At 68.8% G+C, this 12,256-nt stretch carries 19 protein-coding genes; 6 read left to right on the forward strand and 13 right to left on the reverse strand.

Annotated elements, in window-relative coordinates; genetic code table 11:
* Nucleotides 1-8: 8 nt before the first annotated feature.
* Nucleotides 9-317 (reverse strand): DUF2388 domain-containing protein, encoded by a 309-nt coding sequence (locus tag EVS83_RS01305; RefSeq protein WP_133498757.1) that lies wholly within the window; start codon nucleotides 315-317, stop codon nucleotides 9-11.
* A 67-nt stretch (nucleotides 318-384) separates the two neighbouring features.
* Nucleotides 385-684 (reverse strand): hypothetical protein, encoded by a 300-nt coding sequence (locus EVS83_RS01310; protein ID WP_208108654.1) that lies wholly within the window; start codon nucleotides 682-684, stop codon nucleotides 385-387.
* 125 nt (nucleotides 685-809) lie between these two features.
* Here EVS83_RS01310 and EVS83_RS01315 point away from each other — a divergent pair, with 125 nt between their 5' ends.
* The gene (locus tag EVS83_RS01315) at nucleotides 810-1,082 is read left to right on the forward strand and encodes a hypothetical protein (RefSeq protein ID WP_133498759.1); all 273 of its coding nucleotides are present in this window, start codon (nucleotides 810-812) and stop codon (nucleotides 1,080-1,082) included.
* Here the strand turns inward: EVS83_RS01315 and EVS83_RS01320 are convergent.
* Nucleotides 1,065-1,643 (reverse strand): M23 family metallopeptidase, encoded by a 579-nt coding sequence (locus EVS83_RS01320; RefSeq protein WP_425456043.1) that lies wholly within the window; start codon nucleotides 1,641-1,643, stop codon nucleotides 1,065-1,067. The genes EVS83_RS01315 and EVS83_RS01320 overlap by 18 nt on opposite strands.
* Before the next feature lie 77 nt (nucleotides 1,644-1,720).
* Between EVS83_RS01320 and EVS83_RS01325 the strand changes: the two genes are divergently transcribed.
* Both EVS83_RS01325 and EVS83_RS01330 read left to right on the forward strand, forming a co-directional pair.
* Complete coding sequence (locus EVS83_RS01325; RefSeq protein WP_133498761.1) at nucleotides 1,721-2,239, forward strand: DUF1993 domain-containing protein; 519 nt, start codon at nucleotides 1,721-1,723, stop codon at nucleotides 2,237-2,239.
* Between the two features lie 102 nt (nucleotides 2,240-2,341).
* The gene (locus EVS83_RS01330; protein ID WP_133498763.1) at nucleotides 2,342-3,337 is read left to right on the forward strand and encodes an SDR family oxidoreductase; all 996 of its coding nucleotides are present in this window, start codon (nucleotides 2,342-2,344) and stop codon (nucleotides 3,335-3,337) included.
* A 21-nt stretch (nucleotides 3,338-3,358) separates the two neighbouring features.
* Here the strand turns inward: EVS83_RS01330 and EVS83_RS01335 are convergent, their stop codons facing one another.
* Nucleotides 3,359-4,456, reverse strand: coding sequence for a DUF1615 domain-containing protein (locus tag EVS83_RS01335; RefSeq protein WP_246022732.1), 1,098 nt, complete (start codon nucleotides 4,454-4,456; stop codon nucleotides 3,359-3,361).
* A 283-nt stretch (nucleotides 4,457-4,739) separates the two neighbouring features.
* Between EVS83_RS01335 and EVS83_RS01340 the strand changes: the two genes are divergently transcribed.
* Entirely contained in the window at nucleotides 4,740-5,213 is a 474-nt protein-coding gene (locus EVS83_RS01340; protein WP_133498768.1) for a DUF1203 domain-containing protein, read from the forward strand.
* On the opposite strand, the gene EVS83_RS01345 is transcribed toward EVS83_RS01340, so the two are convergent.
* Nucleotides 5,210-6,220 carry a GGDEF domain-containing protein gene (locus EVS83_RS01345; protein WP_133498770.1) on the reverse strand — a complete coding sequence of 337 codons (1,011 nt, stop codon included), beginning with the start codon at nucleotides 6,218-6,220 and terminating at the stop codon, nucleotides 5,210-5,212. The genes EVS83_RS01340 and EVS83_RS01345 overlap by 4 nt on opposite strands.
* A 136-nt stretch (nucleotides 6,221-6,356) precedes the next feature.
* On the opposite strand from EVS83_RS01345, the gene EVS83_RS01350 reads away from it, so the two are divergent.
* Complete coding sequence (locus EVS83_RS01350) at nucleotides 6,357-6,623, forward strand: DksA/TraR family C4-type zinc finger protein (RefSeq protein WP_133498772.1); 267 nt, start codon at nucleotides 6,357-6,359, stop codon at nucleotides 6,621-6,623.
* Here EVS83_RS01350 and EVS83_RS01355 read toward each other — a convergent pair whose 3' ends face one another.
* The 6 genes from EVS83_RS01355 to EVS83_RS01380 all read right to left on the reverse strand — a co-directional run bounded on the left by EVS83_RS01355 (nucleotide 6,624) and on the right by EVS83_RS01380 (nucleotide 10,881).
* Nucleotides 6,624-7,097: an NUDIX hydrolase gene (locus EVS83_RS01355; RefSeq protein ID WP_133498774.1), complete on the reverse strand. Its 474-nt coding sequence runs from the start codon at nucleotides 7,095-7,097 to the stop codon at nucleotides 6,624-6,626. It lies immediately after the preceding gene.
* 61 nt (nucleotides 7,098-7,158) lie between these two features.
* A complete protein-coding gene (locus EVS83_RS01360; RefSeq protein WP_133498775.1) occupies nucleotides 7,159-7,551 on the reverse strand; it encodes a hypothetical protein in 393 nt (130 codons plus the stop codon).
* 74 nt (nucleotides 7,552-7,625) lie between these two features.
* Complete coding sequence (locus EVS83_RS01365) at nucleotides 7,626-7,964, reverse strand: hypothetical protein (RefSeq protein ID WP_133498777.1); 339 nt, start codon at nucleotides 7,962-7,964, stop codon at nucleotides 7,626-7,628.
* Nucleotides 7,965-8,025: 61 nt separating this feature from the next.
* Nucleotides 8,026-8,925 (reverse strand): SDR family NAD(P)-dependent oxidoreductase, encoded by a 900-nt coding sequence (locus EVS83_RS01370; RefSeq protein WP_133498778.1) that lies wholly within the window; start codon nucleotides 8,923-8,925, stop codon nucleotides 8,026-8,028.
* Nucleotides 8,926-8,991: 66 nt separating this feature from the next.
* A complete protein-coding gene (locus EVS83_RS01375) occupies nucleotides 8,992-9,969 on the reverse strand; it encodes an MBL fold metallo-hydrolase (protein ID WP_133498972.1) in 978 nt (325 codons plus the stop codon).
* A gap of 72 nt (nucleotides 9,970-10,041) precedes the next feature.
* Entirely contained in the window at nucleotides 10,042-10,881 is an 840-nt protein-coding gene (locus tag EVS83_RS01380; protein WP_133498780.1) for an NAD-dependent protein deacetylase, read from the reverse strand.
* A 41-nt stretch (nucleotides 10,882-10,922) separates the two neighbouring features.
* On the opposite strand from EVS83_RS01380, the gene EVS83_RS01385 reads away from it, so the two are divergent.
* On the forward strand, nucleotides 10,923-11,111 hold the full coding sequence (locus EVS83_RS01385) for a hypothetical protein (protein WP_133498782.1): 189 nt from the start codon (nucleotides 10,923-10,925) through the stop codon (nucleotides 11,109-11,111).
* Here the strand turns inward: EVS83_RS01385 and EVS83_RS01390 are convergent.
* Nucleotides 11,102-11,902, reverse strand: a complete 801-nt coding sequence (locus EVS83_RS01390) for a glucose 1-dehydrogenase (protein WP_133498784.1) — start codon at nucleotides 11,900-11,902, stop codon at nucleotides 11,102-11,104. The genes EVS83_RS01385 and EVS83_RS01390 overlap by 10 nt on opposite strands.
* A gap of 19 nt (nucleotides 11,903-11,921) precedes the next feature.
* Complete coding sequence (locus EVS83_RS01395; protein WP_133498786.1) at nucleotides 11,922-12,230, reverse strand: HPF/RaiA family ribosome-associated protein; 309 nt, start codon at nucleotides 12,228-12,230, stop codon at nucleotides 11,922-11,924.
* Nucleotides 12,231-12,256: the final 26 nt, after the last annotated feature.

Below are 12,256 nucleotides of genomic sequence, written 5' to 3' on the forward strand. Positions count from 1 at the left end.
TGAAGCGATCAGCGGGCGAGGATCGCCATCGCGAGCTGCAAGTCGCTCGCGGACTGCGCGTCCGCGCGGTGTTCGCGCATCAGTCGCAGCGCCGCCTCGAGCTGCGCGCCGCGCACGCGACCGTCCGTGGCAACGAAGAGCGCCGCATCGTCGCGCGCCTGCATCACCACCTTGTCGTCGCCCGATGAGCTGCCGCTGGAGTTGGACGACGCGCCGGCCGACGAGCCCGCGGACGAACCGGCGAAGCTGCTGGCCGCGGCGGACAGCGGGAGGGCGAGGGCGATCGCCGTCGCGAGCAGGGTGCGGGTCGTGGTCATGCGGTCGGCATCCGGTCGAGGGATGCCGAGCATAGTGCGGCCCGCGCGCAGCCGGCTGAACCGAGCGTCAGTGTAGGCGGCCGATGTCGTCCGGGGTGCCGTCCTTGGGATCGACCACGACGTACTCGGGCGATTCGGCGTCGTGCACATGGCGCAGCGCTTCGACCACCTCGGGCGCCAGACGGCTGACGTCCAGCACCACCTTGCCGGAGTGCACGTCGCGCACCGCGCTGTTGGGCAGCACGAAGTCACCGGCGTTCTGGATGTTGACGACGAACTCGGAGCGTCGCGTCTCGCGCACCGCGCCGATTCCGACGCCGCCATCCGCGACGAACACCATCTGCCCGACTTCGATCCGTTCCTGCATGGCCAGCACCTCGCGACGTCGCGGCCCACGGCCGCATGGGCCGATATTGCCGGCCGCAGTCGTTTTCGAAGGGTGAACGTGGTCATCGTCGCGGCGCGCTCACCGCGCGTATCGACCATCGCGGCATGCCTTCCGCGCTCCGACGCTTCTTCTCCGACGCGAACGGCCGCCTGGTCATCGCGCAACGGCCGAATCTGCCGCTTGTGCTGTGGGCGGCGTTTGCCATTGCGGCCCGGCTGATGCCGCCGTCGCATACGCGCGACGTGGTCGGCTTCGTGGGCTCGGCCCTCGCATTCACCTGGGCGTGGCTGGAACTCACTGACGGCGACAGTCCGTTCCGTCGCGTGCTGGGCGCGCTCGTGCTCGTCGGTATCGTCGTGCTACGGGCGATGGGCTGATGCGACTGGTTGCAGCCGTGGCCAGGGATTGACCGCGCCGTTCGCGGTGTAGATGCCGTAATGCAGATGCGGCGGCGTGCCGCGCGCGTTGCCGGTATCGCCGACGATGCCGAGCTGTGTGCCTGCGCGGATCAGGTCGCCCACGTGCAGGTCGCGATCCCACGCATCGAGGTGCGCGTAGTAATGGCGCTCACCGCCCGGGCCGAGCACCCACACCTGCCGGCCGCCGAGCCCCTGGTCACGAATCGCGATGACGAGACCGCGCGTCGCGCTCGTCACCGGCGTGCCGCGGCGCGCGAAGATGTCGACGCCCTGATGGTGGCGATTCGGTGGACGCGCCGCGTTCCACGTATCCGCGATGCTACGCGGCGCTACGCCGAGGACCGGCACCGGCACATGCATCGGCGCCGGTTCGCGCTGCAGCGCCGCGATCGCACGCGGCACGGCCATGAACGGTTGGCGCCAGGCCCAGACGCCGATGAGCGCCGCGACGCAGCCCGCCGCAACGAGGATCAGCACCCGGCGCGCGAGGGGCGCGTAGTGGCGGGTTTCAGGGGTCACGCGTCACTCCGCCGACGGGCTTGGCCGCTCGTCGCGCCGACGTATTACGCTTGCGTTCTTCCCCACGTGAGGCGGTCATGACGATCTCCCTGTCCCAGGCGTCCATCCCGGTGTTCGTTCGTGCGCTGCGCAATCTACGGCACATCCTCGAGAAGGGCGCAGCGCATGCGCGCGAGCGCGGCGTCGATGCCGATTCGCTGCTGCAGCTGCGCATCGTCGACGACATGCTTCCGCTGTCGCGCCAGGTCCAGATCGCCTGCGACATGGCCAAGAACGGCGCTGCGCGTCTCGCCGGGCAGGACCCGGTGCCGCTCGCCGACGAGGAGACCACGCTCGAGCAGCTCTACGCGCGCATCGAGAAGACGGTCGAGCTGATCGAAGGCGTGGATGCGTCGAAGATCGACGGCAGTGAAGGCCGCGAGATCGTGCTGAAGATGCGTTCGGGCGAGCTGCGCTTCAACGGGCAGGACTACCTGCTGCAGTTCGTGCTGCCGAACCTCTACTTCCACGTCACGACGACGTATGCGCTGCTGCGTCGCGAAGGCGCGCCGCTGGGCAAGACCGACTTCATCGCCGGTCCGAACGCGCCGGCCTGATGACACGGTCGTCCTCACGGTTTCGTGAGCCGCCGCTCACCGGCGCTTTGCGCGGCGCCGGGCAGGGTGGCGTCTTCCGCACAACCCGCACAGGACGACCGCATGGCCAGCCAGCACCCCAAGGGCGACGGCGCGCGTACCGCCGACGCCCAGCGCCGCATCCAGTCGAAGATCGACGGTAAAGAAGCCGCCAAGGGCGGCACGTCGTCGGGCGACGACAAGAAGGCCGTGCAGGCGGGCCTCGACGACAAGCCCGAGAACCCGCTGCCCAAGCAGCACCTGAAGAAGCCCGGCAACGAGCACGACCTCGAGCTCGAGCCGCGTTTCCTCGCGCCGGGATACATCGGCAGCGGCAAGCTCGATGACATGGTCGCCATCGTCACCGGCGGCGATTCGGGCATCGGTCGCGCCGTCGCGGTGCTGTTCGCGCGCGAAGGCGCGGACGTCGCCGTGATGTATCTCGACGAGCACGAGGACGCCGAGACCACCAAAGAGTTCGTCGAAGCTGAAGGCCGTCGCTGCATCACGATCGCCGGTGACGTGCGCGACGCGGGCTTCTGCGATCGCGCCGTGCAGCAGGTCGTCGACGAGTTCGGCCGCCTCGACATCCTCGTCAACAACGCCGCATTTCAGCAGCACGCGAAGAAGCTCGAGGACATCACCGACGAGCAGCTGATGATGACGCTGGAGACGAACGTCGGTGGCTACTTCCACATGGCGCGCGCCGCGCTGCCGCACATGAAGCAGGGCGCGTGCATCATCAACACGACGTCGGAGACCGCGATCTTCGGCAGCAAGGAACTGCTCGATTACTCGGCGACGAAGGGCGCGATCAGCGCATTTACCATGTCGCTCGCGAGCAACCTGCTGGAGCGCGGCATCCGGGTGAACGCGGTGGCGCCGGGGCCGGTGTGGACGCCGCTGAATCCCGCCGACAAGGACGCCGAATCCGTCGCCTCGTTCGGCCAGGACAGCGACATGAAGCGTCCCGCGCAGCCGGAGGAGCTGTCGCCGGCGTACGTCTTCCTCGCGTCGCCGGTGACCGGCTCCTACGTCAACGGCGCGATCCTGCCGGTGATGGGCGGTCCGCGCGGTTGATGTGTTGGTCGCGGGCGGAGGTCAGCCCTTCGCCCGCGCCATGCAGCGCCGATAGCGCTGGTCGACGCGCTGCGCGAACCACGCGGTCGTCAGGCGGCGCGTGATCTTCGGGCTTTCGAGGCTGATCTCGGGAAGCCGCGCGCGCGGCAACGCGTGGCCCGCCGCGCGCTCGGCGAGTTGCGCGATGTCGCGATAGAGATCGGTCTTCTCGAAGTCGAGCGAACGCGATTTGAGCAGGGCGCGATGGATGGTCGCGCTATCCGTTCCGAGTTCGGGCGCGAGGGTGTCGATCGCGTTCTCGGTCTTGCTCGGCCCGCCGTCGCCGCTGATGAGGTCCCCGTCGAGTTCCAGCGGAATGCCGGTCGCCACCGACACCATGTTCTGGAACGCGGCATTGCGGCTCGCGTACCAACCGGCGTTGTAGTCGGCGAAGCGGTAGATCGGCTGCTTGTACGACGCGCGATAACCGAGCAGGTGCGCGGTACCGAAGTAGACGCCGCCGCGACGGGTGAACACCTCGTGCCGGATCGAACCCTGCACCGGATACGGATAGTCTTTGTCGCGTGCGAGTTCCTGCGCGAAATTGATGCTCACCTGCATTGGTCCGCCGGTGTGCACGGGATTGGAACTCGCGAGCAGGCGCGTCCCCATCGGCACGCGATCGATCATCGCCTCGTAGATGTCGCTGAGTTCGCGTTCCGTGGTCGCCGCGGCGATGCGTTGCTCCCATGTGCGGCCGTCCGGCGACTCGATCTGCAGCGCGGCGCGTGCGACCAGCGGCGGGATGTGGTGCGACGACATCCGCCGATCGATTTCCTCGAGCGCGATGCGACCCAGCCCCGGCACGCTGGGATCGGACGCGAATCCGGATTCCTGTTCCGTCACCGCAACGACCGCGCAGAGATTCGCCGTCGCCGGATCGATCTTCAGCGACTGGAACGCGGCCTGGATGTCGGCGGCCCAACCGGTGCGATCCCGCACGCCACGTGGAATGAGCCGCGCCAGTTCAGCCCGGACCTCGGCGGGCGTCTTCGGCCGCGGTTTGGGCTTCTCATGGCAGCCGACCAACAACGTGGTGATCACCAGCGCGACGGCTAGCCACGTGGAGCGGGAAATCACGGATGAACGCATCGGCATCAGCCTAGAGGTGTCGCGGTGTGGACGGCGCATCGTCGGCTAGCGCGAGTTCGGGCGCGGCGACGAACCTGCTGCGCCTGCGTGTGCGCTGCCAGGGCGAACGAAAGAATCAGTCCGGCGAACGGGGCGTCGGGGCACGGGAGCGGCGGGCGACGGGGGATGCGGAAGGGTAGCCGAGCGCCGCCCGCGACGCAGCGCAGGATCCGGATAGCACGCCGCGCGCGCGGCGCCGATGCTGCACGCATCGTCCCGCAGGAGTTTCGCTATGACCTTCCGCATTTACGGTCTCGACCCGTCGCCTTTCGTATCGCTGTACGGGCTGTCGGACGAGGAACTCGCGTCGCGCGGCGCACGTCGCGTCGTCGTTGGGCCCGATGGCGGCGTGCCCGATCGCGTCGAACTTCGCGACCTCCGCGAAGGCGAGATCGCCTTGCTCGTCAACCACACGCACCAGCCCGCCAACACGCCGTATCGCGCGAGCCATGCCGTTTACGTGCTGGAAGGCGCGACATCCGCGCGCACCGTCGACGGCGCGGTGCCAGAGGTAATGCGTCGACGCCTGCTGTCGCTGCGCGCGTTCGATGCGGAGCACATGATGATCGAGGCGGACGTGGTCGACGGCGCCGATGCCGACGCACGCCTCGCCGGGATGTTCGCCGACGCCCGCGTCGCCTACATCCACGTGCACTACGCGCGGCCCGGCTGTTTCGCCGCGCGGGTCGAGCGCATCGCCGCCTAGGCGCGCAGCCCGCGGCGTTCGCGCGTGGTCTTGTACATCGCGTCGTCGGCGCGACTGATCACCGCGTTGGCATCGATCTCGCCGGTGCGCGCGAGCACCACGCCGACGCTCGCGCCGCGGTAGTCGATATGGCGGCCTTCGCCGAGATCGAATCGTCCCGCGGTCGCGTCGGCCAGCCGGTTGCACAGCACTTCGGCCGAGGCCGCCGCGTTCTCACGCGGGATCGTGCCGGCGACGACGAATTCATCGCCGCCAATGCGCGCGATCAAGTCACCGCCGCGCAGCGCGCCTTCGAGCACGCGCGCCATCGCGATCAGGAAGCGATCGCCGGCGTCGTGGCCGTAGCGGTCGTTGATCGCCTTGAAGCCGTCGAGGTCGATGAAGGCGACGACGAGGGATCGGTCGTCGCGCTGCACGCGCGCGAGCATGCGATTGAGTTCGAGCTCCAGCGAGCGACGATTTGGCAGGCCGGTGAGCGGGTCGGACAGCGCCGACGTCGCCAGTTCGGAGTTCGCGCGCCGCAGCTGGTCGATCAGGCGCTCGCGTTCGACGTGGTACGCGATGAGTCGCGAGAACAGCCGCAGCACGTTCTCGGAGTCGGTATCGAGCACGTGGCGTTCGGCGCTGGCGGCGCACAGCGTGCCGAACAGCGCGCCGTCACCAGTGCGCACGGGCACGCTCACGTAGGTCTGCAGGCCGAGCGCGGCCGCGGCCTCGGAATCGCCCCAGCGGTCCGGCACGTCATCGCACTGGGTCCGGCCTTCTTCGAGCGCGCGCTTGCAGAGCGTGTCGTTCCACGGAACGGTCAGCCCTTCGGGCATCTGCAGCGCGCCGCGGTTGTGCGAATACAGGATGTGCTGTTCGCCCGCCACCTCGTCGATCTCGGTAAGGTAGGCGGACTCCAGGCCGGTGACGGTCTGGAGCATGTCGAGCAGGGGCCGCACGAGCTGGTCGAGCGAGCGGGCGCCTTCGAGCGATTGCGAGAGCTGGGCGAGCAGCCGATCCATCCGTCTTCCCCAAGTCGGTGAAGCGATTTTGCACGACTGCGGCCCGCGTGGCTCAACACGGCGTGATACCGGCCGGGCTCTGTCGTCGAAGGATTCATCGCGTCGGCCCTATGCTTCCACCCAGGAGGACGTGGCGATGGCGACGGGTTGGGCAGGCGACGGTGCGGTGCAGGAGCAGATCGACGCGACGGTCGGCGATGCGATCCGCCGTGCGAGAAGCCGCCTTCCGAGCGGACCGGGCCGCAGCCACTGCGAGGAGTGCGAGGCGCCGATTCCCGAGGCGCGCCGCAATGCACTGCCGGGTGTCCGCCTCTGCGTGGCCTGCCAGGAAGCGCTCGACGAAGAGGAGCGCACCTTCACCGGCTACAACCGCCGCGGCAGCAAGGACAGCCAGCTGCGCTGATCAGATCAGCGGGCCGCCGTTGACCAGCGTGTCGAGCCGGTCGAGCAGGGGGCGCTGGCTTTCGAGCATCTTCGTATGCGCGCGCTGGAGCGGGAACCATTGCGCGCGGTCGACTTCCGGGAACTCCGTGAAGCGCCCGCTGCGTGGCGGCCACTCCATGCGGAACATGATGCTGTTGAGCTGGGCGGGATCGAAGTCGCCTTCCATCGCGAACGCCTCGACCCACTTGCCGCCCTTCTGACGCAGCCGGCCCAGCGGTGCGAGATCGCCCGTCGCCGGCATGCCGAGCTCGTCCTCGAACTCGCGCCGCGCGGTTTCCTCCGGTGTTTCGCCGGGATTCGGGCCGCCTTTCGGGATGCTCCACGCGCCGTCGTCGCGCGAGTGCCAGAACGGGCCGCCGGGATGCGCGAGGAGCACATGCAACCCGTCGCGTTCCTTGCGGTAGAGCAGGATGCCGGCGCTTTCCTGGGGCATGCGACGTCGCTTATGAACCGCGGCGAAGTCTTGCCGCGTCGACGCGTCGACAGCGTGAACGTTACTGCGGGCGAGATGCGGCGTCGCGATCGTCCGAGCGCTCGACGCGTTCGGCTTCGAGTACTGCGAGATAGGCCTCGAGGGTCAGGCCAGCGGCCTCGGCTTCCAGGGTCGCGGGTGTTTCGAGTGCCGGCGCGACGCGGATGCTGAGCGGCGTGTCGTCGTTCGACAGCGTGGCTCGCGCGTGCCGCAGCATCGCGATCGCCATGCCCGCGCTGTCGGTGGATGCGATGACGCGACCGCCGAGCACGAGCGCGTATTCGTCATCGCGCTTCGCGACCCCGCCGACGATGCGATCGTCGGCGGCGAGCAGATGCGCGACCGCCGGCATGCTGCGGCCGCTGTCGCCGTCGGAGCGGCGGCGTGGATGGCGAGGGCGCGAGGAAACGGGCATGGCGTGGCGCGGGCGATGGGGCGCGCAGTCTGCACCCTCGCGCATCGCGGCGCGAGGGGCGTAGCGCGCGGGCGTCAGTGCTCCAACCCGTCCTGCCCGCCGCGGCCGGACAGATCGGTCCGCTCGCCGAGGGATGCACCCGTGCCGATGCCTGCGCTCGAATCCGCGCCCTCCATGCGGCGGCCCGTATCGCGATCGGCGAGACGCCCGAGGCTGTCGTCCTGCGATGGCGCCTGCTGCGATGACGTACGCGACGTCGCGGTCTGGCCGGTTCCCTCGCGTTCCGCACGTTCGCGGGCGGCGTCTTGGGCGCGGCGGCCTTCGATGGCGGAGTCGAGCCCGCTGTGGTTGCTCCCGACCAGGTTGCTGTTGCCGTAGCCGCCGTCGTCGTGGACGCGTTTGTCGTTGCTCATCGTCGTGCTCCCGATGTGTTGGCGTCAGCGTGCCGTGCGCAGCGTGACCCGTGCGTCGCGATCAATGACGCGGCTGGTTCCGCTCGACGTCGAGCCGCTGCAGGATGCTGCCGTGCACGCCGGTGCCGATAGCGAGCGGGCGATGCAGGTTGCCGCTTTCGATCGGCGCTTCCGGCGCTTCGTCCTGCAGCAGCTGCTGCATCGCGCCGGTCATGCCGTGCGTGATCGTTTGCGACATGCGCTCGGCGATGACGGCGGCGGTCGCGGACAGCCCGACGGTGACCTCGTCCTGGGGCGCGTTCACCACGCCGACGATCGCGTCGACGATCTCCTCGGCATCGGTGATCGGGAACGGATGCAGCGTGTGCCCCGTGTAGTTCGCCGCGTGGTCGAAGAACGGCGTATCCGCCGCCATCGGCAGCACCGCGCAGATGCGGATGTTGTTCGCGCCCACTGCGGCGACCTCCTGACGCAACGCATCGCAGAGGCCGATAATTCCGTACTTCGTCGCGCAGTAGCTCGCGTAGTACGGCGCCGGCGTGCGGCCCAGCATCGACGCGACGTTGATCAACGTGCCGTCGCCGAGCTGGCGGAAGTGGCGGAGCGCAACGTAGCTGCCTGCGATCGCGCCGCCGAGGTTGGTCTGCACGACGCGCATGTGATCCTCGAGCGGAATGCGCTCGAACGCACCCAGCGCGGCGACGCCCGCGTTGTTGATCCACACGTCGAACCGGTTGAACTTCGCGATCGCCGCGGCAGCGAGCTTCTCGACGGCATGGGGATCGCCGACGTCGCAGGTCACCGCGATCGCGTTGGGGCCGCATTCGTCCGCGAGTTGCTGCAGCAGGTGCGAGCGGCGCGCGGCGAGCACCAGGTTGAAGCCTTCCTGGGCCAGGCGCAGCGCCACGCCGCGGCCGAAACCGCTGGAGGCGCCGGTGATGACGACGGTGCGTGCAGGCATGGTCGATTCCCGTTGGACGATCGGCACAGCCTGCGGGACCGGCCGTGGTGGCCGGGTGTGCGTCGGTCAGTGCGGGCGACTGCGCGAGTCGTCGAAGGAGTCGTCACCGGGCCGCCGATGCACCGGCGGCACGTCGGGCGACCAACGCGGATCGACCGTGGCGCGGCTTCGCGGCGTGTCTGCGCGCATGCGGTCGGCCGGAATGCGCGCCGAGCGGCCGGCGAGGCGCTCGAACTCGAGCACGTCGTGCGAGCAGAAGATGTCGATGTCCGAGCCGTGCGTGCGTCGCAGCTCGCGCAGGCGCTTCTGGTTGTCGAGGCGCGCGCGGCGATCCTTCTCGAGCATCCACTGGTAGAAGCGCAGGCCCGGCGTGCAGTGCGGACGGACCGCGTCCATTTCCGCGTGATAGAAGTAGGCGTCGCCCGCGTTGAGTTTCCAGCGCCCTTCGCTGCGTACCGCGACGCCGACGTGCCCGTGGGTATGCCCGTGCAGCGGAACGAGCAGCACGTCGGACGGCAGGCTTTCGAGTTCGCGCACGCAGTCGAAACCCATCCATTTTTCGCCCGACGAGCCGGCGTACGTATGCCACTGGCCGCGCGTCGACCACTGCTGTGGACGGAAGCGCTGCCGGTCCATCCACGTCTTCTGCTGTTCGGCGTATTCGCGCTCGCGCGTCGTCAGGTGCACTCGCGCATGCGGGAAGTCGTCGAGACCGCCGGCGTGGTCGAAATCGAGATGCGTCAGCACGATGTCGCGGACGTCGCGCGGATCGAAACCCATGCGTTCGACCTGGCGGATCGCGGTCATCTCCTCGCGGAAATCCGGCGCGACGAGGCCGAGGAAGAATCCGGAAATACGACTGCGCGGGTCATGGACATCGCGCAGCCCCATGCCGGTGTCGACGAGGATCAGGCGATCGTCGGCTTCGAGCAGAAGGCAGTGGGAGGTGAGATGGCCGCGCTCGACCATGGAACGCGTGAAGCCGTCCATCAACCGGCCGCCGAGAGGGCAGGTCGAAATGCAGTTGAGATGATGGATCTTCATGGTCACGCCCGCCCGCCACGACGTGACCGAGGCTGGCAAGGCCGGGGTCGGCGCGCCGTGACAGCGGCCCGTTCAGCCGAGTGCGTCGGGCAGCACCACCGTGCAATCGGCGCGCAGGGCGAGGCTCGCGAGCTCGTCCGCACGTGTCGACCCGCGCGTGAGCAGCGCGATCGGTGTGCCCGCTTCGTGCGCCATGCGCGCGAAACGGAAGCCGGAATACACCATCAGTGACGAGCCGACGACGAGCAGCGCATCGCTCGCCGCGAGCGCGTCACGTGCATGTTCGAACCGCGCACGCGGCACGTTCTCGCCGAAGAACACGACGTCCGGCTTCAGCATGCCGCCGCAGCACGTGCAGGCGGGAATGACGAAGTCGCGGAAGTCGGTGCGTTCGAGATCGGCGTCGCCATCGGGCGCGAATGCGGCGATCGTATCGATCCAGCCCGCGTTCGCATCGGCGAGTCGCTGCTGCATCGCCTCGCGAGGCGTGAGGTCGCCGCAGTCGAGGCAACGGATCGTGTCGAGGCGGCCATGCAGGTCGATCACATGGCGACTGCCCGCACGCTGGTGCAGCGTGTCGACGTTCTGGGTGAGCAGCATCGACATGCGGCCCGTCGCCTCCCACTCCGCGAGTGCGCGATGCGCGCGGTTCGGCTGCGCTGTCGAGAACACCGGCCAGCCGGCGAACGAGCGCGCCCAGTAGCGACGTCGCGTTTCGTCGTCCTGCGTAAAGGCCTGGTACGTGACGGGCGGCTTGCGCTTCCAGCCGCCGGCTTCATCGCGGTAGTCCGGGATGCCGGACGCGGTGCTGCAGCCCGCCCCGGTCAGCACGAAGACTCGGTCGAACGCGGAGAGCCAGTCGCGCAGCAGGCGGGCCTCGGAGGCGGCGTCGACGTCGGCGATCACGTGCATGCGTGCATCCTAGCGGCCGAGCCTGTCATGGAGATGACGCGATGCCGACCGATCGCCGACCGCCGTGGAAGAAGCCCGCGCCCAAGGGGACGGGCGGGGCGGGCGGGCACCTCACGCCAGCGCAGAAGGAGGCGGCGAAGGCCCGCGCGGAGGCGGCGGGTCGCCGCTACCCGAACCTCGTGGACAACATGTGGGCAATGCGCCAGCCGAAGGGCGGCGATCAGGCGTAGATCATCTTGCGGCTCATGCCGCCATCGGCGACGAAGTTCTGGCCGGTGATGAAGCCCGCGGCGTCGGACAGCAGATACACGGCCAACATGCCGATGTCTTCGGGCGTGCCGACGCGCCCCACAGGATGCTGCTGTTGATCCTTGCGACCCAGCTTGGGGCGGCGTCGCGACGCCGGCTTCTGCCACGCTTCCGTCGGCACCCAGCCGGGGCTGATGCAGTTCACGCGTATGTCGGGCCCGGCGCTAATGGCGAGGGCGTGAGTGAATGCCACGAGGCCACCTTTGCTCGTCGCGTAGCACTCGGTATCGGGTTCGGACTGCATCGCGCGGGTCGAGGCGATGTTGACGATCGCGCCCTTGGATTCGCGCAGTGCCGGTAGTGCGTCGCGACTGCACAGGAATGCACTGCTGAGGTTGGTCGCGAGATAGCGGTTCCAATCGGCGAGCGACAGCGCTTCGAGTTTTCCGCTGTGCGGATCGGCGTTCGCGGCGTTGTTGACGAGGCCGTCGATGCGCCCGTATTCGCGCCGTGCCGCGTCGACGAAGCGCCGCACCGAGCGCTCCTTCGACACGTCGAGATGAACGAACATCGCGGCGGCGCCGGCGTCCCACTCCTCGATGCAGGCGGCGCCCGCATCGTCGTCGCTGTCGCCGATCACCACCGCGCCTCCGGCCGCGAGCACGCAGTGCGCAATGCCGCGGCCGATGCCCTGCGCGCCGCCGGTGACGAGCACGACGCGCCCGCGCAGCGGTTGCGCGTCGAACGTCGGGATCGGCGGCGTCAGGCCCATGTTGGAAGGCGCATGCCCGTCAGTGCAGGCGACCGAGGTCGCTGTCGAGGCGGCGCTGCAGCTTCTTCGCTGCGCCCGTGATCGCCGCCGCGATCGTGTCCGCATCTTCTGATGCCGCGAGCGGCGGGCGGCCTTCGACCTTGGCTTCGAGCAGGCAATGACGATCCCCGTTGCCACGCCGTTCGGCATTCTTGTCGTGCAGGTGCACTTCGATGCGCGTCACCTGGTCCGCGAACCGCGACAGCGTGCTGTCCAGCGTCTGCCGAACATGGCGCTCGACGGACTCGTCGTACTGGATGTGGTTGTCGTGATTGATTTCGATGTGCATGGCGACATCCCGCTCTGTGGGTCGGT

Source organism: Cognatilysobacter terrigena (genome assembly GCF_004361065.1).
Taxonomy (GTDB): Bacteria; Pseudomonadota; Gammaproteobacteria; order Xanthomonadales; family Xanthomonadaceae; genus Cognatilysobacter; species Cognatilysobacter terrigena.

Coding starts and splice junctions, on each gene's coding strand:
- EVS83_RS01365 (WP_133498777.1), bottom strand. CDS start 7,964: ATGAGCAACGACAAACGCGTCCACGACGACGGCGGCTACGGCAACAGC.
- EVS83_RS01305 (WP_133498757.1), bottom strand. CDS start 317: ATGACCACGACCCGCACCCTGCTCGCGACGGCGATCGCCCTCGCCCTC.
- EVS83_RS01370 (WP_133498778.1), bottom strand. CDS start 8,925: ATGCCTGCACGCACCGTCGTCATCACCGGCGCCTCCAGCGGTTTCGGC.
- EVS83_RS01360 (WP_133498775.1), bottom strand. CDS start 7,551: ATGCCCGTTTCCTCGCGCCCTCGCCATCCACGCCGCCGCTCCGACGGC.
- EVS83_RS01315 (WP_133498759.1), top strand. CDS start 810: ATGCCTTCCGCGCTCCGACGCTTCTTCTCCGACGCGAACGGCCGCCTG.
- EVS83_RS01385 (WP_133498782.1), top strand. CDS start 10,923: ATGCCGACCGATCGCCGACCGCCGTGGAAGAAGCCCGCGCCCAAGGGG.
- EVS83_RS01395 (WP_133498786.1), bottom strand. CDS start 12,230: ATGCACATCGAAATCAATCACGACAACCACATCCAGTACGACGAGTCC.
- EVS83_RS01390 (WP_133498784.1), bottom strand. CDS start 11,902: ATGGGCCTGACGCCGCCGATCCCGACGTTCGACGCGCAACCGCTGCGC.
- EVS83_RS01375 (WP_133498972.1), bottom strand. CDS start 9,969: ATGAAGATCCATCATCTCAACTGCATTTCGACCTGCCCTCTCGGCGGC.
- EVS83_RS01345 (WP_133498770.1), bottom strand. CDS start 6,220: ATGGATCGGCTGCTCGCCCAGCTCTCGCAATCGCTCGAAGGCGCCCGC.
- EVS83_RS01325 (WP_133498761.1), top strand. CDS start 1,721: ATGACGATCTCCCTGTCCCAGGCGTCCATCCCGGTGTTCGTTCGTGCG.
- EVS83_RS01310 (WP_208108654.1), bottom strand. CDS start 684: ATGCAGGAACGGATCGAAGTCGGGCAGATGGTGTTCGTCGCGGATGGC.
- EVS83_RS01380 (WP_133498780.1), bottom strand. CDS start 10,881: ATGCACGTGATCGCCGACGTCGACGCCGCCTCCGAGGCCCGCCTGCTG.
- EVS83_RS01340 (WP_133498768.1), top strand. CDS start 4,740: ATGACCTTCCGCATTTACGGTCTCGACCCGTCGCCTTTCGTATCGCTG.
- EVS83_RS01330 (WP_133498763.1), top strand. CDS start 2,342: ATGGCCAGCCAGCACCCCAAGGGCGACGGCGCGCGTACCGCCGACGCC.
- EVS83_RS01350 (WP_133498772.1), top strand. CDS start 6,357: ATGGCGACGGGTTGGGCAGGCGACGGTGCGGTGCAGGAGCAGATCGAC.
- EVS83_RS01355 (WP_133498774.1), bottom strand. CDS start 7,097: ATGCCCCAGGAAAGCGCCGGCATCCTGCTCTACCGCAAGGAACGCGAC.